The sequence below is a fragment of the Vogesella indigofera genome (genome assembly GCF_028548395.1).
GTDB classification, from domain to species: domain Bacteria; phylum Pseudomonadota; class Gammaproteobacteria; order Burkholderiales; family Chromobacteriaceae; genus Vogesella; species Vogesella indigofera_A.
Genome location: NZ_JAQQLA010000004.1, coordinates 728,170 through 752,087 on the forward strand (window position 1 = coordinate 728,170; position 23,918 = coordinate 752,087).

Below are 23,918 nucleotides of genomic sequence, written 5' to 3' on the forward strand. Positions count from 1 at the left end.
CTGTTGCCAATGGCGGTTTTTTTGAAAGGACCTCCCATGCTGTTCCATGGCTATGAGGCGCAGATCCTCGACGGCACCTGGATGTCGATCAAGCTGTCGCTACTGTCGCTGGCGCTGGCGATCGCCTTCGGTCTGCTCGGCGCGCTGTGCAAGCTGTCGCGCCATCCGCTGCTGTACCGCAGCGCGCAGTGCTACTCCACGCTGATCCGCAGCGTGCCCGATCTGGTGATGATGCTGCTGATGTTCTACAGCCTGCAGATCGGCCTCAACCACGTGACCGACCGGCTGGCGCTGGCGCAGATCGACATCGACCCGTTCAGCGCCGGGGTGGTCACCATCGGCTTCATCTACGGCGCCTACTTTACCGAGACCTTCCGCGGTGCCTTTCTGGCGGTGCCGCGCGGCCAGATCGAGGCCGGCACCGCCTACGGCATGAGCCGGCTGCTGGTGTTCCGCCGCATCCTGTTCCCGCAGATGATGCGCTTCGCACTGCCTGGCCTTGGCAACAACTGGCAGGTGCTGGTCAAGGCCTCGGCGCTGGTGTCCATCATCGGCCTCGCCGACATCATCAAGGTCACCCAGGACGCCGGGCGCAGCACCATGCTGCTGTTTTACTTCAGCTGGCTGGCGGCGTTCATCTTCCTGGCGATCAGCACCGTGTCCAGCGTAGTGCTGCATCGGCTGGAGCAGCGCTACAACACCGGCGTGAAGGAGAGCAGACTGTGATCGACATCATCACCGAATACTGGCCGGCCTACCTATGGAGCGACGGCCAGCACCTGTCCGGCCTGGCGATGACCATGGTGCTGCTGCTGGCCACCATCGCCATCGGCCTGCCGCTGTCCATCCTGCTGGCCATCGCCCGCGTGTCGCGCCAGCGCGCGCTGCGCCTGCCGGTGTACCTGTACACCTACTTCTTCCGCGGCACGCCGCTGTACATCCAGCTGCTGATCATCTACTCCGGCGTGTACAGCCTGGCGCTGGTGCAGCAGCAGCCCAGCCTGAACCAGTTCTTCCAGGACGGCTTCAACTGCGCGCTGCTGGCCTTCGTGCTCAACACCAGCGCCTACACCGTGGAGATCCTCGCCGGCGCCATCCGCGCCATTCCGCACGGCGAGATCGAGGCCGCCGAGGCCTTCGGCATGTCGCGCTGGACCATGTACCGCCAGATCATCATCCCGTCGGCGCTGCGCCGCGCACTGCCCAACTACAGCAACGAGGTGATCCTGATCCTGCACGCCACGCCGATCGCCTTCACCGCCACCGTGCCGGAGTTGCTGAAGGTGGCGCGCGACGTCAATGCCGCCACCTACGCGTCGTTCGAGGCCTTCGGCACCGCGGCGCTGATCTACGCGCTGGTGTCGTTCCTGATCGTCGGCCTGTTCCGGCAGCTGGAAAAGAAATGGCTGGCGTTCCAGGCGCCGGACAGCCGCGCCTGATACGGCGCAGCCCATAACAAGAGGAGAACAGCATGTACACACTGATCGTGGATGACATCCACAAGAAATTCGGCGCGCACGAGGTGCTGAAGGGCATCTCGCTGCGGGCCAGAAAGGGCGACGTGATCAGCATCATCGGCTCGTCCGGCTCCGGCAAGAGCACCTTCCTGCGCTGCATCAACTTCCTAGAGATGCCCTGTGCCGGCAGCGTCACCCTCGGCGAGCACGTGCTGCAGGCACCGCCGCCGGGGCAGCGCATCGCCAACCCGCGCGAGCTGACCGCGGCGCGCACCCGGCTGGCGATGGTGTTCCAGCACTTCAACCTGTGGTCGCACATGACGGTGCTGGAAAACATCATCCAGGCGCCGGTCGCCGTGCTCGGCGTCAGCCGCGACGAGGCGCTGGCGCGCGCGCGCAAGTACCTGGCCAAGGTCGGCCTGCCGCCGGCGGTGGAGGACAAGTACCCGGCGCACCTGTCCGGCGGCCAGCAGCAGCGCGTCGCCATCGCCCGCGCGCTGGCGATGGAGCCGGAGGTGATGCTGTTCGACGAGCCGACCTCGGCGCTGGACCCGGAGCTGGTCGGCGAGGTGCTGAAGGTGATGCAGACGCTGGCCGAGGAAGGCCGCACCATGATCGTGGTTACCCACGAGATGGGTTTCGCCCGCCAGGTGTCCAGCCACGTGCTGTTCCTGCACCAGGGCCGGATCGAGGAACAGGGCCCACCGCAACGGCTGTTCGAACAGCCGCAGAGCGAGCGGCTGCGGCAATTCCTGCAGGGCAGCCTGAAGTAAGGCCGCCGGTGTTGCGGCCAACGTTGGCCGCAACGCCGGCCGCGACAGTGGACGCCGCGCCGCGCCGCCGCGTAGTATGGCGTTTCCTCCTGTGTCGGGAGGGCGTCGCTCGGACGGATCCGGGCGCTTACGTTGAAGGACTTCCCATGTCAGCTACTGGCAAGCGCCGCTTTGCGCGCATCGATCGTCTCCCGCCTTACGTTTTCAACATCACCGCCGAACGCAAGATGGCCGCCCGCCGCCGTGGCGACGACATCATAGACATGAGCATGGGCAACCCCGACGGCGCCACGCCGCCGCACATCGTCGCCAAGCTGACCGAGGCGGCACAGCGCCCCAATACCCACGGCTACTCCGCATCGAAAGGCATCCCGCGCCTGCGCCGCGCCATCAGCCGCTGGTACCAGGAGCGCTACCAGGTGGAAATCGACCCCGACAGCGAGGCCATCGTCACCATCGGCTCCAAGGAAGGCCTGGCGCACCTGATGCTGGCGACGCTGGACCGCGGCGACACCGTGCTGGTGCCGGACCCGAGCTACCCGATCCACATCTACGGCGCGGTGATCGCCGGCGCGCAGATCCGCAGCGTGCCGCTGGCACCGGGCATCGACTTCTTTGCCGAGCTGGAAAACGCCATCCGCGGTAGCTACCCGAAGCCGAAGATGATCGTGATCGGCTTCCCGTCCAACCCCACCGCGCAGTGCGTGGAGCTGGACTTCTTCGAGCGCGTGATCGCGCTGGCCAAGAAACACGACATCTTCGTGGTGCACGACCTCGCCTACGCCGACATCGTGTTCGACGGCTGGAAGGCGCCGTCCATCATGCAGGTGCCGGGCGCCAAGGACATCGCGGTGGAGTTCTTCACGCTGTCGAAGAGCTACAACATGGCCGGCTGGCGCATCGGCTTCATGGTCGGCAACCCCGATCTGGTCGCCGCGCTGGCGCGCATCAAGAGCTACCACGACTACGGCACCTTCACCCCGCTGCAGATTGCCGCCATCGCCGCGCTGGAAGGCGACCAGCAGTGCGTGAAGGACATCGCCGCCACCTACCAGAAGCGCCGCGACGTGCTGTACAAGGGGCTGATGGAGGCGGGCTGGCAGGTGGAATTGCCGAAGGCGTCGATGTACATCTGGGCGCGCATTCCCGAGCACTACCGCAGCCTGGGTTCGCTGGCGTTTGCCAACCTGCTGCTGGACCAGGCCAAGGTGTCGGTGTCGCCCGGCGTCGGCTTCGGCGACTACGGCGACGAGTACGTGCGCTTCGCGTTGATCGAGAACGAGAGCCGCATCCGCCAGGCGATCCGCGGCATCAAGACCATGTTCCGCGCCGATGGCATCCTGCCGCCGGGGTGAGCCTGATTGCCCAGTAGGCATCGGCTGCCGATGACTCCCCGGATGCGGCTTCGCCTTATCCGGGCGGCCAGACTTATCCGGACAACCACACTTGTCCGGACGACCAAACCGACCAGACCATGCAAAACGCCGCCCACACCGGGCGGCGTTTTTGCGTTGCGGCCAACGTTGGCCGCAACGCACTGGCGGGTCGGGCCTCAGAACAGTTGCGGCTGCGCCTCGCCAAAGCGGCTGCGCTGCTCGTGCTGCAGCAGCCAGGCCTTGCGCTGCAGGCCGCCGCCGTAGCCGGTGAGGCTGCCGTCCTTACCGATCACGCGGTGGCAGGGCACGATGATGGATACGCGGTTGGCGCCGTTGGCGCCGGCCACCGCACGGATGGCGGCAGGATTGCCCAGCCGCTCGGCCTGCTGCTGGTAGCTGGCGGTGTCGCCATAGGGGATGGCCTGCAGCGCCGCCCACACCTGCTGCTGGAAGGCGGTGCCGGGCAGGTGCAGCGCCACGCCGAACTGCTGGCGCGTGCCGGCAAAGTACTCGCCGATCTCGGCCTCGGCCTGGCGCGTGTGGGCGTTTTCGCCGGCGACGATGCGGGTGTGCAGCAGGCGCTGCAGGTCTTCGAACTCGCGCTCGACGCGGCGGCTAACGGCAAACTCCAGCAGGCACACGCCCTGTTCGCTGGCGCACACGAACATCGGCCCCAGCGGGCTGGGAAAACGGTGAAGCAGGATGGGGGCGTACTGTTTGCTGTGCATGAGGGCGCTGCCGGTGGGTTTCTTGAAGGTGTAGCCAAAGCCGCTGAGCGAATCATAACCGGCATCCAGCGCACTGGCGCGGCACCGGGGACGGGGCAGCGCGAGCACAGACAAAAAAAGGCCCCGCAGTGCGGGGCCTTGCTGCCTCGGCCTCAGGCCGGCTGTTCGGTCGCCGCCGCGGCCGGCTGCTGCTTGCGCTCGACGACCTCGATGAAGCGGAACTCGATCTCCTGCATCAGCTCGTCGATGCGGATGATCTGCAGCTTGATGCGGTCGCCGGCGGCCAGCTCCGGCAGGCCGGGGATGCGCTGGCGCATCGGCACGCCGTCGATGCGCACCAGGTCTTCCTTGATGTAGCTGGCGGTCGGCTCACTGATGCCTTGCTGGCTGAACCAGCGCAGGCACCAGAAGTGCTCCATCTTGTCCTGGAAGCCGAGGTAGGCGCTGTAGGCGGCGTCGAAGTCGCGCAGCAGCGCGAACAGCATCGCGTCGCCCTGCGGGTATTGCGGCGTCTCGCCACGGATCATCGCCACCAGCTGGCGCTGGTTGACGAAGTCCGACGCGCGGCGCAGCGGCGAGGTGCTCCACGCGTACTGCGCGACGCCCAGGCCGATGTGCGGCTCCGGACGGGTGGTCATGCGTACCTTGCCCATGCTCTGCGCGCGGTACATCGCCGGGATGTCGGCCTCGGCCAGCATGCGGCCCCACTCGCTGTTGGCGAGGATCATCAGCTCGGACACCAGCTTGTCCATCGGCGAGCCGCGCTTGCGCACGCTGATGATGACCTTGCCGTCCACCACGTTGAAGTTGTAGTCCACCTGCGGCGGACGGTTCGGGTCCGGCGTCTTGCCGCGGAACGCCTCGCGGGCGTTGGCAAACTGCCACAGCCACACCAGTTCGCGCTTGAACGCGTAGTCCGGGCCGAAGCCGTCTGCGGCCAAGGTGTCCTCGTTGAACACCTGTTCCAGCTGGTCGTGGCGCAAGTTGGCCGCAATGTTGACGCGCTCGATGCGGTTGTCGAAGCCGACCAGCGAAAAATCCGGCGCCACTTCCACGTACAGGCTCAGCGCCGGGCAGGCCTGGCCTTCCTGCAGCGTGAACTGCTGCACTACGTCGTCCGGCAGCATGGTGATCTTGTCGCCGGGGAAGTAGACGGTGGACAGGCGGTTGTGCACCAGCTTCTCGATGTCGGAGCCGACCGCCACGCCCAGTGTCGGCGCCGCGATGTGGATGCCGACGCGGATGTTGCCGTTGTCCAGCCACTGTACCGACAGCGCATCGTCGATCTCGGTGGTGGCGGCGTCGTCGATGGAGAAGGCGGCGACGTCGGACAGCGGCAGGTCGGCCGGCATGGTGGCCGGCGCGTAGCTGCCGAAGCCCAGCCCTTTCGGGAAGTGCTCCAGCTGGAAGCCGGCCATCAGGTATTCCGGCACCGACGGGATGCCGCCGACGTGGTGCGCCAGGCGCAGCGGCGGCAGGCCGCTGGCGCGGCTGGCCTGGTCGAAGGCCTTGAATTCGAGGGTGTTCTTGTCCGGGCGGTACAGCAGCGGCATCAGGTGGCTGCGGATCGCGTCCGGCAGCGTGCCGGCAGCCAGCTCGGCGGCCCAGGCGTCGACCTGTTCCTGTTCGCGCTTCTTGCGCTCGATGCCGGCCAGCGCCGCCTTCAGTGTCTCTTCCGGTGCCGACTTGAAGCGGCCCTTGGCCTTCTTGTAGAAGTACATCGGCGCCGCGTACAGCTTGATCAGGATGGCGGCCGATTCGAACGCGTTCGGCGCGTGGCCGAAGTAGTCGGCGGCCAGGGTGTCGAAGCCGAATTCGTCGTCGCCGCAGCATTCCCACAGAAAGTCGACGTCGATGTCGGCCGCAATCGCCTCGGCCGCGGGCAGGAACTCCTGCAGCGCGCTGGAAAACTCCAGAAACACATTGGCGGCCTTGAGTTTGGCGCGCTTGCCGTGCTGGGTGTCGACTTGCAGGCTGGCATCATTGCGGGAGACGATGCTGCCCACCTTGAAGCTGCCGCTTTCTTCGTAAAAGACGTTCATGCTGGCTCTGCGGGACAGACTCGCCCCGGATCGTAGGTGAAACCGGAAAGTATACCAGCAGCGCCCGTCATCCCGCCGTGCCATCGCACCGCGGTGTGGGTTTTGTCACGACACGCCGCCACGCGTTGTCTTGTCCGCCAGCGGCAGCACGCCAAGATGGTTCTTGATGGTCTGCATCACGATGTAGGAACAGATGTCGCGCATGCCCGGCAGCTTGTTCAGCTTGTCGACGACAAAGGCAGAGAACGCCGCCAGATTGGCGCAGCGCACGTGCAGCATGTAGTTGCACGGCCCGGCGACGATGTAGGCGGCGGCGACCTCGTCGAAGGCCTGCACCTGCTGCAGGAAGGTGTCGTGCCAGTCGTCGCGGCTGCGGTCGAGGCTGACCTGCACCATCGCCTCCAGCTCGAAACCCAGCCGCGCCGCGTCCAGCTCGGCGCGGTAGCCGCGGATCAGGCCCGACTCCTCCAGCATGCGCACCCGGCGCAGGCAGGCCGACGGCGACAGCGCCACCTGGTCGGCCAGGTCCTGGTTGCTGAGCCGGCCGTTGTGCTGCAGCGCGGCCAGAATGCGCCAATCGATCGCGTCCAGTTGCATTTGCAAGACTCCACGAAATTATCACCACAAAAGTGAATATTCTGCGAAATCAGGCACTTTCACAATGCGAACTTGCAATTTTTCCGGCGGGCGACGCTGCTAAGCTATATCCATGGTCGTGGAGTTGCGGCCAACCCTAGAGCCTGTTCAAGGTTTCGCGAGCTAGAGCGAGACAAGGCAGAAACGATTGAGGAAGCGGAGTTTAGCTGGAGATAAACCAGCATGCCGAAGTCGTTTTTAACGCGGTATCGCCCCATCGGGATCAGTCGCAGCAGACATTGAACAGATTCGTAGCCCACAAGGAGCCCTACCATGCTTAGCCGTAACGCCTGCCTGCAGGCCGACCAGCAAGACCCGCTTGCCAGCTTTCGCCAGCAGTTCGCACTGCCGGCCGACACCATCTACCTCGACGGCAATTCGCTGGGCGTACTGCCGCACAGCGCGCTGGCGCGCAGCCAGCAAGTGATCGCCGAAGAGTGGGGGCAAGGCCTGATCCGCAGCTGGAACGACGCCGGCTGGTTCGAGCTGCCCGCGCGGCTGGGCAACAAGCTGGCGGCGCTGCTGGGCGCCGGCGCCGACGAGGTGGTGGTCACCGATACCACCTCGCTCAACCTGTTCAAGGCGCTGGCCGCCGCGCTGCGCATCCAGCAGCAGGCGCATCCGGCGCGGCGGGTGATCGTATCCGAACGCGACAACTTCCCCACCGACCTGTACATGATCCAGGGCCTGATCGACCTGCTGCAGCAGGGCTACGAGCTGCGCCTGACCGACGAGGCGCTGTCGCTGCAACAGGCGCTGGACGACGATGTCGCCGTGCTGCTGCTGTCGCACGTCAACTACCGCACCGGCTACCAGTACGACATGGCGGCGACCAACGAACTCGCCCACCGCCACGGCGCGCTGACGATCTGGGATCTGGCGCACGCCGCCGGCGCGGTGCCGCTGGCGCTGAACGCCGCCGACGCCGACTTTGCCGTCGGCTGCACCTACAAGTACCTGAACGGCGGCCCCGGCGCGCCGGCCTTCATCTGGGTGGCGCCGCGGCACCAGGACCGCTTCTGGCAGCCGCTGTCCGGCTGGTGGGGCCACGCCCGGCCGTTCGAGATGGGCAGCGACTACCAGCCGGCTGGCGGCATCCGCCGTTTCCTGTGCGGCACGCAGCCCATCGTGTCGCTGGCGCTGCTGGAGTGCGGGCTGGACGTCGCGCTGCAGGCGGACATGGACGCGGTGCGGCGCAAGTCGCTGGCGCTGACCGACCTGTTCATCGAGCTGGTGGAACAGCGCTGCGGCGACCATCCGCTGACGCTGATCACCCCGCGCGAGCACGCGCAGCGCGGCAGTCACGTCAGCTACCGTCACCCGCACGGCTTTGCCGTGATGCAGGCGCTGATCGCCGCCGGCGTGATCGGCGACTACCGCGAGCCGGAAGTGCTTCGCTTCGGCGTCACCCCGCTCTATCTCGGCTACACCGACATCTGGGACGCGGTCGACACCCTGAAGCAGATCCTCGACAGCGGCAGCTGGGATGCGCCGCAATTCCACCGCCGCGGCGCGGTGACCTGAGCCTGCGGCCAACCTTGCGCCATAAACAAACAGGGCACCCGCGGGTGCCCTGTTTTGTGCTGCGTGTTGTCGGCCGGCGACCTGTTACACCGGATCGGCCAGATACATCCGCACGCTGTGCTCCTCCAGCAGCTTCTTCAGGCTCTCCGGCGGCATGGCGTCGGTGTAGATGGCGTTGAATTCGCTGATGTGGCCCATGCGCACCAGCGCATTGCGGCCAAACTTGCTGTGGTCGGCGGCGAGGAAGCGGTGGCGGGCGTTGGCCATCATCGCCTGTGCCACGCGCACTTCGCGGTAGTCGAAATCGAGCAGCGAGCCGTCGGCCTCTATTCCCGACACCCCGATCACCGCGTAGTCGACCTTGAACTGGTTGATGAAGTCCAGCGTCGCCACCCCGGTGATGCCGCCGTCGGAGGCACGCACCACGCCGGAGGTGATCATCACCGTGAAATCCGGGTTGGTGGACATGATGGAGGCGACGTGGATGTTGTTGGTGATCACGCGCAGCCCCTTGTGGGTGCTGGTCAGCGCCTGCGCCACCGCCTCGATGGTGGTGCCGATGCTCATGAACAGCGAGGCATGGTCGGGGATGTTTTCCGCGATCATGTCGGCGATGTGCGCCTTTTCGCTCTGCAGCTTGCCCTTGCGCGCGAAGTAATCCTCGTTCTCCACGCTGCTGCCGAGGGCGGCGCCACCGTGATAGCGGCGCAGCAGGTTGGCCTCGCACAGCTGGTTGATGTCGCGGCGGATGGTCTGCGGGGTAACGTCCAGCAAGCGGGCGAGCTCTTCAATCGGCATAAAGCCGTTTTCGCGCACCAGCTGCAAAATCTTGTCGTGTCTGGGTGATCGGCTCATGGCAGCAAGTTCGTAAACGAAAATTACAGCTTAGTCTTTAACATAGTTGCTACATAAACCGCAACTTTTCGGCGCCACAAACGAACCATTTGCCATAAAAAACGCCAGCGCTGTCGCGGCTGGCGTGCAGACCGGCGTAGGGTGCGTCACTCGCAGGGCGACGCGCCGGAGATGGGGCGTGCAGGCCGCTCAGCGCAGGAAGTACGCCGGCGGCCAGCCGTAGCGGAACAGGTCGACGCGACCCTTGCCGTCCAGCTCGATGCCGTCCTGCAGCAGCAGCAGGCGCTGGTAGTCGGCGCCCTCGCTGCCCGGCCGCGCGATGCGGCCGCCGCTGCCGACCACGCGGAACCACGGCAGCGCCAGCTCCGCCGGCAGCCGCCCCAAGAGCGCGCCGACATGGCGTGCGTGGCGCGGGTAGCCGGCCAGCGCCGCCAGCGTGCCGTAGGTGCTGACCCTCCCCGGCGGGATCTCGCGCAGCGCGCGCAGCACCGCGTGTTCGAACTCCGGCGCCATCAGCCGTAGCGGCGGTCGGCAACGAAGGGGTTGCTGCGCCGCTCCTCTCCTATAGTGGTAAAGGGGCCATGGCCCGGCACCACCACCATGTCGTCCGGCAGCGCGAACAGCTTGCCGCGGATGGCGTCGATCAGTTGCTGGTGGTTGCCCATCGGGAAGTCGGTGCGCCCGATGCTGCCCTGGAACAGCACGTCGCCGACGATGCAAAGGTTGGCCGCATGACTGACGAACACCACATGACCCGGGGTGTGACCGGGACAGTGCAGCACATCCAGCACTTCCTCGCCCACCGTCACCGTGTCGCCCTCTTCCAGCCAGCGCTCCGGCGTCAGTGGCTCGCTGCGCGGAAAGCCGAACATGGTGCCCTGGCTTGGCAGCTGGTCGAGCCAGAAGCTTTCCGCCCGCTGCGGGCCTTCGATCGCCACCCCCAGCGCATCGGCCAGCGCGCGGGCGCCGCCGGCGTGGTCGATGTGGCCGTGGGTGAGCAGCAGCTTTTCCACCGTCAGGTCGTGTTCGCGCACGAAGGCAAGAATGCGGTCGATGTCGCCGCCGGCGTCGACCACGGCGGCACGGCGGGTGACATCGCACCAGATCACGGAACAGTTTTGCTGGAACGGCGTCACCGGGACGACTTGCAGTTGCAGGGACATGGCGGGCATCACTTGAAGGAAATCGGTCCTGCGATTGTGGCACGGGCGGGCGGTGCGGCCAACCTTGCCGCCGCCGGCAAGCCCCTGCGGCAAGTGTTGGTAATCCACCCCTTACAGTGGTGTAGTCGGTTGAGTACATCGGTCATTGCGGCAACGATGTCATGCATCGGGACGCGACCGTGCGTCCGGCCAAACACAAGAAAGAGGAGTCATCATGGCACTGAAACTGGCAATTAACGGCTATGGCCGTATCGGTCGCATGGTACTGCGTGCCTGGCAGGAACGCTTTGCCGGGCAGGATATTGAAATCGTTGCCATCAACGATCTGGGCAACCCGGAACTGCACACCCACCTGACCAAGTACGACTCCATCCACGGCCCGTTCCCCGGCACCGTGGAACTGGCCGGCGACAAGCTGGTGGTCAACGGCAAGGCTATCCAGTTGCTGTCGGTACGCAACCCGGCCGAGCTGCCGTGGGGCGAGATGGGGGTGGACATCGTGCTGGAATGCACCGGCATCTTCACCAAGCGCGACAAGGCCGGCCTGCACCTGCAAGCCGGTGCCAAGAAGGTGCTGATCTCCGCCCCGGCGGATGATGCCGACGCCACCATCGTGTTCGGCGTCAACGACAACACCCTGCGCGGCGAGATGAGCATCGTCTCCAACGCCAGCTGCACCACCAACTGCCTGGCACCGCTGGTGAAGCCGCTGAACGACGCCATCGGCGTCGCCCACGGCCTGATGACCACCGTGCACTCCTACACCAATGACCAGGTGCTGCTGGATACCGAACACAGCGACCTGCGCCGCGCCCGTTCCGCCGCGCTGTCGATGATCCCGACCAAGACCGGCGCCGCCGCCGCGGTAGGCCTGGTGCTGCCGGAGCTGAAAGGCAAGCTGGATGGCTTCGCCGTGCGCGTGCCGACCGCCAACGTGTCGCTGGTGGACCTGACCTTCACCGCCAGCCGCGACACCAGCGTGGCCGAGGTGAACGAGATCGTGACCGCCGCCGCGAACGGTGCGCTGAAGGGCGTGCTGGCGGTGAACACTCTGCCACTAGTGTCCATCGACTTCATGCACAACCCGGCGTCCAGCGTGTTCGACGCCTCGCTGACCCGCGTGATCGAAGGCCGCCAGGTGAAGGTGCTGTCCTGGTACGACAACGAGTGGGGCTTCTCCAACCGCATGCTGGATACCGCACGCGCCTGGGCTGCCGCCAAGTGATTCCCCGGCGTCCGTGTGGAGACGGACGCCTTGCTCTTTGGTTCTGTTGCTTCTTCGTGCATAAACCGTTTGCCTGCCCGCCACCGGGCAGGCTTTTTTACGTCTATGCTCAAACCTGCCGGCGCGGCAGTTTTAACCACCGGCACCGCCCATTCCGCACCCGTCATCACAACGCACTGAACTGCCCGCCGCCGTGCGCGGCCGGCAGCGAGCGTGCCCGCGACCGGGACAGGGCTCAGGTTTTTTCCACGTCGTGATGTTCGTCCACGGAGGTAGTCATGCCCGATCAAATCCTTAACGCCGAGAAAGAAAAACTGCTGGCCGATGTGCGCAGCGTGCTCAACCACACCGAGGAGCTGCTGGCCGGTGCCGGCGAGGAAGGCGGCGCCAAGGCGCAGGAGCTGCGCACCAAGCTCAGCGCCAACCTGAAACTGGCCAAGGAACGGCTGCTGGACGCGGAAAAGCTGACGGTGGCCAAAGCCCGCGCGGCGGCCAAGGTCACCGACCAGTACGTGCATGAACACCCGTGGAAAGCGATCGGCATCGCCGCCGCCATCGCCTTCCTGCTCGGGCTGCTGGTGTCGCGCCGCTGATGGCGGACACTCCGCGCCCGCGCCCGGGCAGTCTTGCCTCGCTGCTGCACGGGCTGGGCGCGCTGCTGTCCAGCCGTGCCGAACTGGCACGGCTGGAGTGGCAGGAACAACAGGAGCGCCTGCTGCTGCAGACCATGCTGGCGGGGCTGGCGGTGGTGCTGCTGCTGGCGGCGCTGATTGCGCTGCTGCTGTTCGTGGCGCTGGTGACGCCGGCGGCGTGGCGCGCCACGGTGATGGGGGTGCTCGCGCTGCTGCTGGCCGGCAGCGGCATCGGCCTGCTGCTGGCGCTGCGGCGGCGGGCGGAACGCGCGCCGGCGGCGTTCGCCTGCACGCTGCAGGAGCTGCGCAAGGACTGGCAGGCGCTGTCCGGCAAGGAGCAGCCATGACACGGGCACAACGCGAACAGCACAAGCAGTTGCTGCTACTGAAGGGCGAGCTGCTGCGCATACAGCTGACGCTGGAAAGCGAGCGCTGGCGCCGGCCGGCGCAGCTGCTGCGCGAGGGCGTCAGCCTGTTCGGCACCGCCACCGCCACCGGCGGCGGCCTGCTCGGCAGTGCGCTGTTGCTGCTGCGCCACGGCCGGCTCAGGCGCTGGCTGAAGTGGCTGCTCGCCATCCTCGGCCTGTGGCGGCTGCTGCGGCGCTGACGACAACGTCGGCCGCCGGATTCCCGGCGAGCCGCCGCCGTGGCGCAGGTTTACTCGTCGTCGCGCCAGCCCGGCATCCGCGCGCCGACCGGCACGTCGATCACGATCGAGGTCTTGGTGTCGCCGTACTGCATCAGCCGCGCGATCACCTGCTGCAGGGTGGCCATATTGTCGACTGCCACCTTGATCATCAGCCCGCTGCTGCCGGTGATCGAGTAGCACTCGGTGATCTCCGGCATCGTCTTCAGCGTCTCCAGCACGCCGTAGTATTCCAGGTTTTTCACCGTCAGCTCGATCAGGCACTGGATCGGGTAACCCAGCTTTTCCGGGTTGATTATTGCCCGATATCCGGCAATGACACCGGAACGCTCCAGTTTTTCCACTCTTTCGGCAACAGCCGGCGCCGACAGGCTGACGCGGCGAGCCAGTTCGGCGTAGCTGAGACGGGCGTTTTCATGCAGTGCAGCAATGATTTTGCGGTCAAACTTGTCCATGCTTTGGATTCGAAAGTAAATTTGCCAAAAATAAATTGTATACAAAGAACATCGACAATAAAACCTTTGATTGCCTGTTATCGGGGGGCAACAAGCCACGTACAATTCGCCCCGTGTTGGCAGTAGCGGGTCCGCGCCCGAGGCTGTCGACTTCTGGATACGTATGAGGGTGTCGGTGTCCCTGGCATCTTTGAACTGTTCTGGTGATCTCTTTGTCCCTGGTCTTTGTGTTTGTGGCCCGACTGGCCGCAAACCGACCCTTAGTCGCCTGTCCCTCACCGGACAGGCGTTTTTTTTTGCGCCGCGCACGTCCCCGCGACCCCCTGCCCCCACCGCGTGCGATCGCCATCCTTCCCCGCCCCGCACCACCTTATCTCGCCAGCCCTTAATCCAGATCAATCCGCTGCTGCTGCGCGCTGACGACAATACGAAGCATTCTTCTTTGTAGTCATGCCGCCGCAGCGTGCCTCTCACGCGCGCCCGGCCACGGCCGGTTTTACCGCCGACGCAACGGCTTGCGGCTTGCGGCTTGCGGCTTGCGGCTTGCGGCTTGCGGCTTGCGGCCAACCTTGCCTGCCGCTGTGGCTTGCCGGCAACAGTAAAAGTTCGCATTTAAGTTTTTATTAAGATTCGCGCTGCTTTAATGGCGCCCCCTCCGCAAAGGAACCCGTGATGAAAAAAAGCATGATCCCGGCGCTGGCACTGCCCGTGCTGCTTGGCCTCAGCCTGTCGGCTCAGGCGCTGGAATACCCGATCGGCAAGCCGCAGCTGAAAGGCGGCATGGAGATCGCCGCCGTCTACCTGCAGCCGGTGAAGATGGAACCGGACGGCATGATGCGCAAGGCGGAACAGTCCGACATCCACCTCGAAGCCGATATCCACGCCACCGCCAGCAACAAGAACGGCCTGGCCGAGGGTGACTGGGTACCGTATCTGCTGATCAAGTACGAGATCAGCAAGGTCGGCGGCAAGGACAGCATCAGCGGCGACTTCATGCCGATGGTGGCCTCCGACGGCCCGCACTACGGCGACAACATCAAGCTGCAAGGCCCGGGCAAGTACAAGCTGAAGTACACCATCCTGCCGCCGAGCATGAACCCGCACGCCCACTTCGGCCGTCATGTCGACAAGGAAACCGGCGTCGCGCCGTGGTTCCAGCCGATCGAGCTGAACTACGAATTCACCTACGCCGGTATCGGCAAGAAGGGCGGCTACTAAGAGCGGGTTCACGATCTCACGCGGGACAAGGCGAAAACGGCTGAGCCAGCGGCGTTTAGAGGCAGTCAATACGCAGGCCTAAATCGTCGTTAACGCCGTATCGCCGCTTTGGCATCCAGGCGCAGCAGATCGTGAACAGGCTCCAAACCGCACCCGCTGCGGCCGCACCCGGCCGCAGCCCACCCCCACAGGAGCACACCCATGCGTGCACGCCATATCCTGCCGCTGCTGGCCCTGCTGCTGGCCGGCACCGCCCACGCCGAGGAATTGCCGGTCTTCCGGCTGGAACTGAACGACGGCCAGCTGAAGCCGGCACGCTTGCTGGTGCCGGCCGGCAAGCGCTTCAAGATAGAGATCTTCAATCGCGGCAAGACGCCGGTGGAGTTCGAAAGCCTGCAGCTGCGCAAGGAAAAGGTGCTGGCTCCCGGCGCGCAGAGCTTCGTGGTGTTCAACCCGCTCAGCGCCGGCGAGTACAAGTTTTTTGACGAATTCCACATGGCGACGGCACAGGGCGTGCTGGTCGTGAAGTAAGGGGCAGGCGCGATGGGACAGGTCTTGTTTATCGTCTGGCGCGAGAGTGTCGAAGCGATGCTGGTGATCGGCATCCTGCACGCGTGGCTGTCGCAAAACCCGGCCGCCGGCGGCAAGCGCTGGCTGTGGGGCGGGGTGCTGGCCGGGCTGCTGCTGGCGGCGCTGCTGGCACTGGGGCTGTTTGCCGCCAGCGAGGTGTTCGGCAGCTACCAGGAGCTGTTCCAGGCGGCGATGGTGTTCAGCGCCGCGGCGCTGATCGTGCACATGGTGTTGTGGATGCGCGAGCACGGCCGCAGCCTGAAGCGCGAGCTGGAGGCCGGCCTTGCCGCCAGCCGCGCGCGCAATAACGGCTGGGGCATCCTGCTGCTGGTGGCGCTGGCGGTCGGCCGCGAAGGCAGCGAAACCGTGGTCTTCCTGTACGGCACGCTGTCCGGCAGCGAGGGCGCCGCGCTGTGGCCGCTGCTGCTGGCCGGGGTCGCCGGCTTCCTGCTGGCGCTGCTGTCGTTCTGGCTGCTGCAGCTGGGCGGGCGCTACCTGTCGTGGCGGCTGTTCTTCCGCGCCACCGAAATCATGCTGCTGTTGCTGGCGGCGGCGCTGTTCACCAGCGGCATCGACAAGCTGATCTCGCTGGACATCCTGCCGGCACTGGTCGATCCGCTGTGGGACAGCTCGGCGCTGCTGGACGACATGAGCGCCAGCGGCGGCGTGGTATCGGCGCTGACGGGCTACCGCGCCCACCCGGCGCTAATGACGCTGCTGGCCTACGCCGGCTACTGGCTGGCGGTGCTGGCGCTGATGCGCTGGCGCAGCCGCCGCGTGGCGACAAGGTTGGCCGCATGAAACCGCACGACTGCACCACGGCGCCAGCCGCGCGGCCGTGGCTGGCGCGGGTCGGTGATGGCCTGCAGCGGCACGCGCCGCTGATCCGCCGCCTGCAGTGGCTGGTGGTGGCGGTATACCTGCTGCTGATCGTGCTGCCGGTGCTGACGCCGCTGCCGGACGAAACCGCGCACCTGTGGAACCACGTCACCCTGATCGCACAGTTTGCGTTCTGGGGCATCTGGTGGCCGTTCGTGCTGCTGTCCATGGTGCTGTTCGGCCGGCTGTGGTGCGGCGTGCTGTGCCCGGAGGGCGCGCTGTCGGAATGGGCGGCGCGTCACGGCAAGGCGCGGCCGATTCCGCGCTGGCTGCGCTGGCCGGGCTGGCCGTTCACCGCCTTCGTGCTGACCACGGTGTACGGGCAGATGGTCAGCGTCTACCAGTATCCGCAGGCGGTGCTGCTGGTGCTGGGCGGCTCCACCGTCGCCGCGGTGTGGGTCGGCTACTACTACACCCGCGGCAAGCGCGCCTGGTGCCGCTACCTGTGCCCGGTCAACGGCGTGTTCGCGCTGCTGGCCAAGCTGGCGCCGCTGCATTTCCGCGTCAGCGAGCAGGCGTGGCAGGCGTCGCTGGACAACAAGCGCGTGCTGCCGATCAAGGCGGTGGACTGTGCACCGCTGCTGCCCATCCGCCAGATGGAAGGCGCCAGCGGCTGTCACATGTGCGGCCGCTGCAGCAGCCACCGCGACGCGGTGACGCTCAGCGCCCGTTCGCCAGCCGACGAGGTGGTGCGCCTCGGCGCGCGCGACGCCGACGGCTGGCAGAGCGCGCTGATCCTGTTCGGCCTGCTCGGCGTCGCCATTGGCGCCTTCCACTGGAGCGCCAGCCCGTGGTTCGTCACCCTGCGTACGGCGCTGGCGGAGTGGCTGATTGAGCGCGACCTGCTGTGGCCGCTGGACGCCGACGCGCCGTGGTGGCTGCTGACCAACTACCCGCTGCGCAACGACGTGTTCAGCTGGCTGGACGGCGGCCTGCTGCTGGCCTACATCGCCGCCACCGCCATCGCGCTGGGTGGGCTGTGCAGCCTGCTGCTGGCGGCGGCGGTGGCCTGCCACGGCTGGCAGCGGCAGCGCTTCCACCACCTGGTGCAGGCGCTGATCCCGCTGGCCGGCTGCGGCGTATTCCTCGGCCTCACCACCGTCACCCTCAGCCTGCTGCGCAGCGAACACATCGTGTGGCCGTGGGTCAACGACGTGCGCTTGCTGCTGTTGCTGGGTGCCAATGGCTGGTCGCTGTGGCTGGCGGCGCGCATCGGCGCCGGCTGGCAACGCAGCCGACTGCGCCAGGCGCTGGCACTGCTGCCGTTCTGCGCCGCGCTGCTGTGGATAGACAGCGCCTGGGGCTGGCTGTTCTGGTGGTGGTAAGCGCCTGAAGCCCTGAATCACGTCGCAGCCGTCAGCCAGGTTGGCCGCAAGCATGCTTGCGGCCAAGCTTTTTTCCGCCGCCGGATGCCGTTGCCGTGGCTCGCAGCAGCAGGCCGGGCATGACCCCTGGTCACTCTGGGTACGGGTTACCGCATGGGGCCGCGTCGTCGAGACCGTCCCCGCAACACCTGGCTGACCGGCGATCACGAACGCGGCCAGATCGCGGCACCACGCGAGCACCGGCATGTGACACCGCCGTTAATTTCTTGGTACAAAACTTGATTACAAATCAATGAACGGCGCACGGATCCGGCGTCGATTCATGCCATAATCGCGCTGTTTATCCGGCCAGCAGCGGCATATCCTGCCATTTCGTTGGCATGGAACGGACGGAAGCATGAAGCGTCATATTTCTGTAACGCCCTGTTTCTATCCTTGCCATAATTTCCAATGGGAGGATGCCCACATGGCTGCCAATATCCTGCTTGTCGAAGACGAGCCCGCGATCCAGGAACTGATTGCCTTCAACCTGACCCAGGCCGGCCATCACGTGTTGCGCGCCAGTACCGCCGAGGCGGCGCTGATGCTGGTGAAGAATGCCTTGCCGGACCTGATCCTGCTGGACTGGATGCTGCCGGGTGCCTCCGGTGTCGAGATCGCGCGCAAACTGCGCGGCGACGAGCGCACCCGCCAGATCCCGATCATCATGCTCACCGCCCGCTCCGAGGAGCAGGACAAGGTGCAGGGGCTGGAGGCCGGCGCCGACGACTACATCACCAAGCCGTTCTCGCCGCGCGAGATGCTGGCGCGCATCAAGGCGGTGCTGCGCCGCCGCGCGCCGCAGATGACCGACGACGCGGTCGAGGTGAAGGGGCTGCGCCTGGATCCGGCCACCCACCGCGTGCAGGGCAACGGCGACACCATCGACCTCGGCCCCACCGAATTCCGCCTGCTGCACTTCTTCATGACCCACGCCGAACGCGTGCACTCGCGCACCCAACTGCTGGACCAGGTGTGGGGCGACCACATCTTCGTCGAGGAACGCACCGTCGACGTGCACATCCGCCGCCTGCGCAGCGCGCTGGAGGCCACCGGCCATGACGCGCTGATCCAGACCGTGCGCGGTACCGGCTACCGTTTCTCGGCACAGGGGTAATCCATTGACTGACTTTGCGCGGCGTTCGCTGGGCTGGCTGTTCGCCATCAGCAGCATCGCTTTCGGCTTTTCGCTGATCTACGGCCCGGACATCGGGCTGCTGGTGCTGTCCGGTCAGCTGCTGCTGTGGCTGGGCTTCCACCTGCACCATATCGGCCTGCTGCTGCGCTGGCTGGAGCGGCCGGCCCCCGGCCGCATCCCGGAAGGCTACGGCATCTGGCACAACGCGTTCATGGCGCTGTACCGCCAGGCGCGCAAGCAGAAGCAGAGCAAGCGCAAGCTGGCCAGCATCCTCGACCGCTTCATCAACGCCGGCGAGGCGATGCCGGACGGCGTGGTGGTACTCGACGAGTACGACCGCATCGAGTGGGTCAACCCGGTCGGCGTCGAACACTTCGGGCTGGACCCAAAGGCCGATGTCGGCAACCAGATCCTCAACTTGGTGCGCCAGCCCTCGTTCCATACCTATATGGCGGCGCAGAGCTACAGCCAGCCGCTGATCCTGCACAGCCCGACCCCGGACGAGCGCGTGCTGTCCATCCAGCTGGTGCCGTTCGACATCACCCGCAAGCTGCTGCTGTCGCGCGACATCACCCAGCTGGAACGGGTGCAGACCGTGCACCGCGACTTCGTCGCCAACGTGTCGCACGAGCTGCGCACGCCGCTGACCGTGGTCGGCGGCTTCCTGGAGACGCTGTCGGACATGCCGGAGGTCGACGACGCCACCCTGCGCCAGTTCCTGGCGCTGATGCTGGAACAGTCGCGGCGGATGCAGAGCCTGGTCGAGGACCTGCTGACGCTGTCGCGTATCGAGAACAGCCCGCGCAGCATGCAGCAGGAAACGGTGAACATGGACCAGCTGCTGGACACGCTGATGGTGGAAGCCGAAGGCCTGTCGCAGGGCCGTCACCAGATCACGCTGGACAACCACTGCCACCGCTGGCTGCGCGGCAACGTACAGGAACTGCACTCGGCGTTCGGCAACCTGGTGTCCAACGCGGTACGCTACACCCCGGAAGGCGGCAGCATCACCCTCGCCTGGCAGGAGGCGGACGAGGGTCGCGCCGTGTTCAGCGTCAGCGATACCGGCATCGGCATCCCGCGCGAACACCTGCCGCGGCTGACCGAGCGCTTCTACCGCGTCGACCGCGGCCGTTCGCGCGGCAACGGCGGTACCGGCCTCGGCCTGGCCATCGTCAAGCACGTGCTGGCGCGCCACCAGGCGCGGCTGGAAGTGCACAGCGAGCCGGACAAGGGCAGCTGCTTCAGCGTGATCTTCAACGCCGAACAGCTGGCCGCCCACGAATGAGCCACCGGTGGCGGCCGTACTGCCCGGCCGCCGCCCGCCACGTAGTCGCCGATGTACTGGCGGCCAGCTGCAGCCGCCGCGCTGTAGTCTCTTTGCTTCAGCGCGGGCGCACGCTACGATGGGGTGCCAAAAAATGAAACCAATACCGGGACCCTCACCATGAATCGTCTACAAGCCATCCGCCCCTTCGGCCAGCGTCTCTGGCTGGACAACCTGTCGCGCGAACTGATCGCCAGCGGCGAACTGGCCCGCTTGCTGGCCGACGACGGCATCGCCGGCGTCACCTCCAACCCGGCCATCTTCCACAAGGCGATCAGCACCGACCCGCGCTACCGCGACGAGCTGGCGCAGCTGAAAGCCGACGCCACGCTGAGCGCCGAACAGCGCTACGAAACGCTGGTCATCGCCGACATCCAGGCCGCCTGCGACCTCACCCTACCGCAATACCGGGCCACCGCCGGCGACGACGGCTACGTGTCGCTGGAAGTGTCGCCGGCACTGGCGCACGACGAAGCCGGCACCCTCGCCGCCGCGCGCCGGCTGTGGGTCGCTATCGACCGTCCCAACGCGATGATCAAGATCCCGGCCACGGCGCCAGGCATCGCCGCCTTCCGCCAGCTGACCGCCGAGGGCATCAACGTCAACATCACGCTGCTGTTCTCACTGAAGCAGGTGGAAGCGGTGTGGGACGCCTACATCGCCGGCCTGACTGCGCGCCATGCCGCCGGCCAGCCACTGCGCCACGTCAAGGCGGTGGCCAGCTTCTTCCTGTCGCGCGTCGACAGCCTGCTCGATCCGCAACTGCCGGCCGCGCTGCAGGGCAAGGCGGCGATCGCGCTGGCCAAGGCGGCCTACCGGCACTACCTGCAGCGTTTCCACGGTGCCGAATTCGTCGCGCTGCACGCCGCCGGCGCGCGGCCGCAGTTCCTGCTGTGGGCGTCCACCGGCACCAAGAACAAGGCCTACTCCGACGTGCTGTACGTGGAAAGCCTGATCGGCGCCGACACCGTCAACACCGTGCCGGACGCCACGCTGGCGCTGTTCCGCGACCACGGCCACGCCGCCGCCACGCTGGCCACTGACGGCGACGCGGCGCTGGCAACGTTGGCCGCGGCGCAGGCGGCCGGCATCGACTTCGACGCCGTCGGCGAGCAGTTGCAGCGGGACGGCCTCGCGCTGTTCGAGCAGGCATTTGCCGAGCTGCTGCAGCTCACCGCCTGAGCTCGTGACATAGCGCATCGAAAAACGGCGACCGCACGGTCGCCGTTTTTTTGCGGCCAACCTTGGCCACCGCCGCAACGCCAGTTGGCACCTGGCTGACGCGGATCAAATTTAGCCCTTGGTCGGCACAGGGTTATCGGCTGATAATTGCCACAACAGCAGGCGGCAGTGACCGCCCACCGCAACCAGCCGCCACCCCTGCCCGGGCCTGCCATGACAACCACTCCCCGCTATCACCACTCGCTGTTGCTGGTCCTGCTCTACGTGAGCCTGGCCTGGCTGGGCATGTGGCTGGCGGCGAAACCGCCGTCCTCGCTCACCGTGGTGTGGCTGCCGTCCGGCATCGGCCTGATCATGCTGCTGCTGGCCGGCCACCGCGGCCTGCCGCTGGTGCTGCTGTCCAGCGCCATCGCCAATGCCGGCGGCTGGCTGTTCTTCGGCGGCAACTGGGGCACGGCGCTGCTAGCCGGGCTGCTGCTGGCGCCGTTCGACAGCCTGCAAAGCTGGCTGGCGTGGCGCGGCTGCGGCGCGCCGCGGCGCCTGCTGCACGATGTCGGCGGCCTGCAGCGCTTCTTCTGGCGCGTGTGCGTACTGCCGCCGCTGCTGACCACCTGGGCGATGTACCTGATCAACCACGCCCTCGGCGCGCCGGCCACCGCGCAGGGCCATCTGGCCGGGCTGGCGATGATGACCTCCGGCGACTGCCTCGGCCTGTTCGTGGTCACCCCGCTGTATCTGGTGCTGCGCGAGGTGCCGTGGCCACGGCTGGCCGGCCTGACGCTGAAGATCGCGGCGCTGGTGGCGCTGCCGCTGCTGCTGGCACAGGGCGTGCACCCGTGGCTGATCTGGCTGCTGGGGCTGACGCTGATCTATGTCTCCATCCGCTACCGCATCATCGGCTCCAGCATCGCGGTGGCGCTGCTCACCCTCGCCAGCCTGCTGCTGTTGCTGAGCGAGCTGGGGCCGCAGCTGGCCTACGAGCACAGCCTGAGCTATGTCGCGCTGTCGCTGATGATCCTGTCGGTGGGGCTGGCGCCACACTGCATCGGGCTGGTGATCCAGCAGCTGGACGACGTCAACCACACGCTGGAACAGCGCGTCGCCGAGCGCACCCGCGCACTGCGCGAAGTACAGAAGCAGCTGGAGACCATGGCCTACAGCGACAGCCTGACCGGCCTTGGCAACCGCCACGCCTTCTACATCCGGCTGCAGGAAGAACAGGAGCGCGCCACCCGCCGCGGCCGCCGCTTTGCGCTGGCGCTGCTGGACATCGACCACTTCAAGCGCATCAACGACAGCTACGGCCACCAAACCGGCGACGAGGTGCTGCGCGCCGTCGCGGTGCTGATGCAGGACAGCGTGCGCACCATCGACCGCGTCTACCGCTGGGGCGGCGAGGAATTCATGATCATCTTCCCGGACGCCGACGCCGACGACGCGATGGTGCCGCTGCAGCGCATCTGCCAGCTGATCGGCATGCAGCCGGTGACCACCGCCAAGGGCGAGCTGTACACCTCGGTCAGCATTGGCGTCACCGAGTTCGCCGGGCGCCACGATGCCATCGACGCGCTGCTCGGCCGCGTCGACGCGCTGCTGTACCAGGCCAAGCGCGACGGCCGCAACCGCATCGCGCGCTGACGGCGCACTGACGGCGCCCCGCGTTGGCCGCCGCGCCAGCCTCGGGTAAACTGCGCGGTTGCGTCAATTCCGGCGCGCCCCGGTCCGCCCTTTACGCGGGCGACCACCTGGAGACCACCGATGCACACCCACCACCCCATCGTCGTCGCCGCGCTGTACCAGTTTGTCACCCTGACCGACTACGTCGCGCTGCGCGAACCGCTGCACCAGGCCATGCAGGCCCATGACGTCAAGGGCACGCTGCTGTTGGCAGAAGAAGGCATCAACGGCACCGTAGCCGGCAGCCGCGAAGGCATCGACGCGCTGCTGGCCTGGCTGAAAAGTGACCCGCGCATGGCGGCGCTGGAGCACAAGGAGTCGTACTGCGACGAGCAGCCGTTCTACCGCACCAAGGTCAAGCTGAAAAAGGAAATCGTCACCCTCGGCGTGCCCGGCGTCGATCCCAACAAGACCGTCGGCACCTATGTCCAGCCGCAGGACTGGAACGCCCTCATCAGCGACCCGGAAGTGCTGGTCATCGACACCCGCAACGACTACGAGGTCGCCATCGGCAGCTTCCAGCGCGCCATCGACCCGAAAACCGCCAGCTTCCGCGAATTCCCGGAGTACGTGAAACAGCACTTCGACCCGGCGGTGCACAAGAAGGTAGCGATGTTCTGCACCGGCGGTATCCGCTGCGAGAAAGCCTCCAGCTACATGCTGAACGAGGGTTTCGAAGAGGTGTACCACCTGCAGGGCGGCATCCTGAAATACCTGGAACAGGTACCGGCGGAGCAGAGCCTGTGGCAGGGCGACTGCTTCGTGTTCGACAACCGCGTCACCGTGCGCCACGACCTGACGGAAGGCGAGTACGAGCTGTGCCACGCCTGCCGCCAGCCGGTATCGGCCGCCGAGCGCGCCTCCGAGCACTACAGCCCCGGCATCAGCTGCCCGCACTGCTGGGACACGCTCAGCGAGAAGACCCGCGCCAAGGCCCGCGAGCGGCAGAAGCAGATCGAGCTGGCACGCCAGCGTAATGAGCCCAGCCCGCTGGGACGCAGCATGGTGCACGGCGAAGGCTGAGCCTGTTCACGATCTGAGCCTGCACGCC

25 protein-coding genes are annotated in these 23,918 nt (G+C 66.4%); 18 read left to right on the top strand and 7 right to left on the bottom strand.

Going from position 1 to position 23,918, the window contains the following annotated elements:
* Window positions 1-36: 36 nt before the first annotated feature.
* From PQU89_RS09175 to alaC, 4 genes are all read left to right on the top strand, one after another.
* Window positions 37-726 carry an ABC transporter permease gene (locus tag PQU89_RS09175; protein ID WP_272765549.1) on the top strand — a complete coding sequence of 230 codons (690 nt, stop codon included), beginning with the start codon at window positions 37-39 and terminating at the stop codon, window positions 724-726.
* Window positions 723-1,439 carry a histidine ABC transporter permease HisM gene (gene hisM / locus PQU89_RS09180; protein WP_272765550.1) on the top strand — a complete coding sequence of 239 codons (717 nt, stop codon included), beginning with the start codon at window positions 723-725 and terminating at the stop codon, window positions 1,437-1,439. Before PQU89_RS09175 ends, hisM begins: the two co-directional genes overlap by 4 nt.
* 32 nt (window positions 1,440-1,471) lie before the next feature.
* Complete coding sequence (locus tag PQU89_RS09185; protein ID WP_272765551.1) at window positions 1,472-2,230, top strand: ABC transporter ATP-binding protein; 759 nt, start codon at window positions 1,472-1,474, stop codon at window positions 2,228-2,230.
* Window positions 2,231-2,376: 146 nt separating this feature from the next.
* The gene (alaC, locus tag PQU89_RS09190) at window positions 2,377-3,585 is read left to right on the top strand and encodes an alanine transaminase (protein ID WP_272765552.1); all 1,209 of its coding nucleotides are present in this window, start codon (window positions 2,377-2,379) and stop codon (window positions 3,583-3,585) included.
* A gap of 197 nt (window positions 3,586-3,782) precedes the next feature.
* On the opposite strand, the gene PQU89_RS09195 is transcribed toward alaC, so the two are convergent.
* From PQU89_RS09195 to PQU89_RS09205, 3 genes are all read right to left on the bottom strand, one after another.
* The gene (locus tag PQU89_RS09195) at window positions 3,783-4,334 is read right to left on the bottom strand and encodes a methylated-DNA--[protein]-cysteine S-methyltransferase (protein ID WP_272765553.1); all 552 of its coding nucleotides are present in this window, start codon (window positions 4,332-4,334) and stop codon (window positions 3,783-3,785) included.
* 152 nt (window positions 4,335-4,486) lie between these two features.
* A complete protein-coding gene (locus tag PQU89_RS09200; RefSeq protein ID WP_272765554.1) occupies window positions 4,487-6,376 on the bottom strand; it encodes a ribonuclease catalytic domain-containing protein in 1,890 nt (629 codons plus the stop codon).
* A gap of 105 nt (window positions 6,377-6,481) precedes the next feature.
* A complete protein-coding gene (locus PQU89_RS09205) occupies window positions 6,482-6,973 on the bottom strand; it encodes an Lrp/AsnC family transcriptional regulator (RefSeq protein ID WP_272765555.1) in 492 nt (163 codons plus the stop codon).
* 312 nt (window positions 6,974-7,285) lie between these two features.
* Here PQU89_RS09205 and kynU point away from each other — a divergent pair, with 312 nt between their 5' ends.
* Window positions 7,286-8,536 carry a kynureninase gene (kynU, locus tag PQU89_RS09210; RefSeq protein WP_272765556.1) on the top strand — a complete coding sequence of 417 codons (1,251 nt, stop codon included), beginning with the start codon at window positions 7,286-7,288 and terminating at the stop codon, window positions 8,534-8,536.
* Window positions 8,537-8,620: 84 nt separating this feature from the next.
* Here the strand turns inward: kynU and PQU89_RS09215 are convergent, their stop codons facing one another.
* The 3 genes from PQU89_RS09215 to PQU89_RS09225 all read right to left on the bottom strand — a co-directional run bounded on the left by PQU89_RS09215 (window position 8,621) and on the right by PQU89_RS09225 (window position 10,554).
* Window positions 8,621-9,391 (bottom strand): DeoR/GlpR family DNA-binding transcription regulator, encoded by a 771-nt coding sequence (locus PQU89_RS09215; protein WP_047965841.1) that lies wholly within the window; start codon window positions 9,389-9,391, stop codon window positions 8,621-8,623.
* Window positions 9,392-9,580: 189 nt separating this feature from the next.
* Complete coding sequence (locus PQU89_RS09220) at window positions 9,581-9,904, bottom strand: MGMT family protein (RefSeq protein ID WP_272765557.1); 324 nt, start codon at window positions 9,902-9,904, stop codon at window positions 9,581-9,583.
* Complete coding sequence (locus PQU89_RS09225) at window positions 9,904-10,554, bottom strand: MBL fold metallo-hydrolase (RefSeq protein WP_255908081.1); 651 nt, start codon at window positions 10,552-10,554, stop codon at window positions 9,904-9,906. Before PQU89_RS09225 ends, PQU89_RS09220 begins: the two co-directional genes overlap by 1 nt.
* 214 nt (window positions 10,555-10,768) lie before the next feature.
* Between PQU89_RS09225 and gap the strand changes: the two genes are divergently transcribed.
* The 4 genes from gap to PQU89_RS09245 all read left to right on the top strand — a co-directional run bounded on the left by gap (window position 10,769) and on the right by PQU89_RS09245 (window position 13,018).
* Entirely contained in the window at window positions 10,769-11,779 is a 1,011-nt protein-coding gene (gene gap, locus PQU89_RS09230) for a type I glyceraldehyde-3-phosphate dehydrogenase (RefSeq protein ID WP_272765558.1), read from the top strand.
* Window positions 11,780-12,057: 278 nt separating this feature from the next.
* A complete protein-coding gene (locus PQU89_RS09235) occupies window positions 12,058-12,372 on the top strand; it encodes an ElaB/YgaM/YqjD family protein (RefSeq protein WP_272765559.1) in 315 nt (104 codons plus the stop codon).
* Window positions 12,372-12,758 carry a phage holin family protein gene (locus tag PQU89_RS09240; RefSeq protein WP_272765560.1) on the top strand — a complete coding sequence of 129 codons (387 nt, stop codon included), beginning with the start codon at window positions 12,372-12,374 and terminating at the stop codon, window positions 12,756-12,758. Before PQU89_RS09235 ends, PQU89_RS09240 begins: the two co-directional genes overlap by 1 nt.
* A complete protein-coding gene (locus tag PQU89_RS09245) occupies window positions 12,755-13,018 on the top strand; it encodes a hypothetical protein (RefSeq protein ID WP_272765561.1) in 264 nt (87 codons plus the stop codon). The genes PQU89_RS09240 and PQU89_RS09245 overlap by 4 nt, the downstream gene beginning before the upstream one ends.
* A gap of 50 nt (window positions 13,019-13,068) precedes the next feature.
* On the opposite strand, the gene PQU89_RS09250 is transcribed toward PQU89_RS09245, so the two are convergent.
* The gene (locus tag PQU89_RS09250; protein WP_255908084.1) at window positions 13,069-13,512 is read right to left on the bottom strand and encodes an Lrp/AsnC family transcriptional regulator; all 444 of its coding nucleotides are present in this window, start codon (window positions 13,510-13,512) and stop codon (window positions 13,069-13,071) included.
* 672 nt (window positions 13,513-14,184) lie between these two features.
* Here PQU89_RS09250 and PQU89_RS09255 point away from each other — a divergent pair.
* The 9 genes from PQU89_RS09255 (at window position 14,185) to trhO (ending at window position 23,890) form a co-directional block, all read left to right on the top strand.
* On the top strand, window positions 14,185-14,730 hold the full coding sequence (locus PQU89_RS09255) for an iron transporter (RefSeq protein ID WP_238377240.1): 546 nt from the start codon (window positions 14,185-14,187) through the stop codon (window positions 14,728-14,730).
* 201 nt (window positions 14,731-14,931) lie between these two features.
* Window positions 14,932-15,261: a cupredoxin domain-containing protein gene (locus PQU89_RS09260; protein ID WP_120810301.1), complete on the top strand. Its 330-nt coding sequence runs from the start codon at window positions 14,932-14,934 to the stop codon at window positions 15,259-15,261.
* A 24-nt stretch (window positions 15,262-15,285) separates the two neighbouring features.
* Window positions 15,286-16,101, top strand: coding sequence for an FTR1 family iron permease (locus PQU89_RS09265; protein WP_272765562.1), 816 nt, complete (start codon window positions 15,286-15,288; stop codon window positions 16,099-16,101).
* Window positions 16,098-17,504: a 4Fe-4S binding protein gene (locus PQU89_RS09270; protein ID WP_272765563.1), complete on the top strand. Its 1,407-nt coding sequence runs from the start codon at window positions 16,098-16,100 to the stop codon at window positions 17,502-17,504. The genes PQU89_RS09265 and PQU89_RS09270 overlap by 4 nt, the downstream gene beginning before the upstream one ends.
* A gap of 466 nt (window positions 17,505-17,970) precedes the next feature.
* Window positions 17,971-18,660 (top strand): phosphate regulon transcriptional regulator PhoB, encoded by a 690-nt coding sequence (phoB, locus tag PQU89_RS09275; RefSeq protein ID WP_047965829.1) that lies wholly within the window; start codon window positions 17,971-17,973, stop codon window positions 18,658-18,660.
* A gap of 4 nt (window positions 18,661-18,664) precedes the next feature.
* Window positions 18,665-19,969, top strand: coding sequence for a phosphate regulon sensor histidine kinase PhoR (gene phoR / locus PQU89_RS09280; RefSeq protein WP_272765564.1), 1,305 nt, complete (start codon window positions 18,665-18,667; stop codon window positions 19,967-19,969).
* 159 nt (window positions 19,970-20,128) lie between these two features.
* On the top strand, window positions 20,129-21,190 hold the full coding sequence (gene tal / locus PQU89_RS09285; RefSeq protein WP_272765565.1) for a transaldolase: 1,062 nt from the start codon (window positions 20,129-20,131) through the stop codon (window positions 21,188-21,190).
* A 213-nt stretch (window positions 21,191-21,403) separates the two neighbouring features.
* Window positions 21,404-22,828, top strand: a complete 1,425-nt coding sequence (locus tag PQU89_RS09290; RefSeq protein ID WP_272765566.1) for a sensor domain-containing diguanylate cyclase — start codon at window positions 21,404-21,406, stop codon at window positions 22,826-22,828.
* A 120-nt stretch (window positions 22,829-22,948) separates the two neighbouring features.
* Window positions 22,949-23,890, top strand: a complete 942-nt coding sequence (trhO, locus tag PQU89_RS09295) for an oxygen-dependent tRNA uridine(34) hydroxylase TrhO (RefSeq protein WP_272765567.1) — start codon at window positions 22,949-22,951, stop codon at window positions 23,888-23,890.
* Window positions 23,891-23,918 lie beyond the last annotated feature (28 nt).

Excerpts from the sequence above, each read along its gene's own strand:
- PQU89_RS09200 (WP_272765554.1), bottom strand. The coding sequence starts at position 6,376 with ATGAACGTCTTTTACGAAGAAAGCGGCAGCTTCAAGGTGGGCAGCATC.
- alaC (WP_272765552.1), top strand. The coding sequence starts at position 2,377 with ATGTCAGCTACTGGCAAGCGCCGCTTTGCGCGCATCGATCGTCTCCCG.
- PQU89_RS09225 (WP_255908081.1), bottom strand. The coding sequence starts at position 10,554 with ATGTCCCTGCAACTGCAAGTCGTCCCGGTGACGCCGTTCCAGCAAAAC.
- PQU89_RS09240 (WP_272765560.1), top strand. The coding sequence starts at position 12,372 with ATGGCGGACACTCCGCGCCCGCGCCCGGGCAGTCTTGCCTCGCTGCTG.
- tal (WP_272765565.1), top strand. The coding sequence starts at position 20,129 with ATGAATCGTCTACAAGCCATCCGCCCCTTCGGCCAGCGTCTCTGGCTG.
- trhO (WP_272765567.1), top strand. The coding sequence starts at position 22,949 with ATGCACACCCACCACCCCATCGTCGTCGCCGCGCTGTACCAGTTTGTC.
- kynU (WP_272765556.1), top strand. The coding sequence starts at position 7,286 with ATGCTTAGCCGTAACGCCTGCCTGCAGGCCGACCAGCAAGACCCGCTT.
- PQU89_RS09235 (WP_272765559.1), top strand. The coding sequence starts at position 12,058 with ATGCCCGATCAAATCCTTAACGCCGAGAAAGAAAAACTGCTGGCCGAT.
- gap (WP_272765558.1), top strand. The coding sequence starts at position 10,769 with ATGGCACTGAAACTGGCAATTAACGGCTATGGCCGTATCGGTCGCATG.
- PQU89_RS09245 (WP_272765561.1), top strand. The coding sequence starts at position 12,755 with ATGACACGGGCACAACGCGAACAGCACAAGCAGTTGCTGCTACTGAAG.
- PQU89_RS09290 (WP_272765566.1), top strand. The coding sequence starts at position 21,404 with ATGACAACCACTCCCCGCTATCACCACTCGCTGTTGCTGGTCCTGCTC.
- PQU89_RS09270 (WP_272765563.1), top strand. The coding sequence starts at position 16,098 with ATGAAACCGCACGACTGCACCACGGCGCCAGCCGCGCGGCCGTGGCTG.
- PQU89_RS09220 (WP_272765557.1), bottom strand. The coding sequence starts at position 9,904 with ATGGCGCCGGAGTTCGAACACGCGGTGCTGCGCGCGCTGCGCGAGATC.
- PQU89_RS09250 (WP_255908084.1), bottom strand. The coding sequence starts at position 13,512 with ATGGACAAGTTTGACCGCAAAATCATTGCTGCACTGCATGAAAACGCC.
- PQU89_RS09255 (WP_238377240.1), top strand. The coding sequence starts at position 14,185 with ATGAAAAAAAGCATGATCCCGGCGCTGGCACTGCCCGTGCTGCTTGGC.
- PQU89_RS09215 (WP_047965841.1), bottom strand. The coding sequence starts at position 9,391 with ATGAGCCGATCACCCAGACACGACAAGATTTTGCAGCTGGTGCGCGAA.
- phoB (WP_047965829.1), top strand. The coding sequence starts at position 17,971 with ATGGCTGCCAATATCCTGCTTGTCGAAGACGAGCCCGCGATCCAGGAA.
- PQU89_RS09185 (WP_272765551.1), top strand. The coding sequence starts at position 1,472 with ATGTACACACTGATCGTGGATGACATCCACAAGAAATTCGGCGCGCAC.
- PQU89_RS09175 (WP_272765549.1), top strand. The coding sequence starts at position 37 with ATGCTGTTCCATGGCTATGAGGCGCAGATCCTCGACGGCACCTGGATG.
- PQU89_RS09195 (WP_272765553.1), bottom strand. The coding sequence starts at position 4,334 with ATGCACAGCAAACAGTACGCCCCCATCCTGCTTCACCGTTTTCCCAGC.
- PQU89_RS09205 (WP_272765555.1), bottom strand. The coding sequence starts at position 6,973 with ATGCAACTGGACGCGATCGATTGGCGCATTCTGGCCGCGCTGCAGCAC.
- PQU89_RS09260 (WP_120810301.1), top strand. The coding sequence starts at position 14,932 with ATGCGTGCACGCCATATCCTGCCGCTGCTGGCCCTGCTGCTGGCCGGC.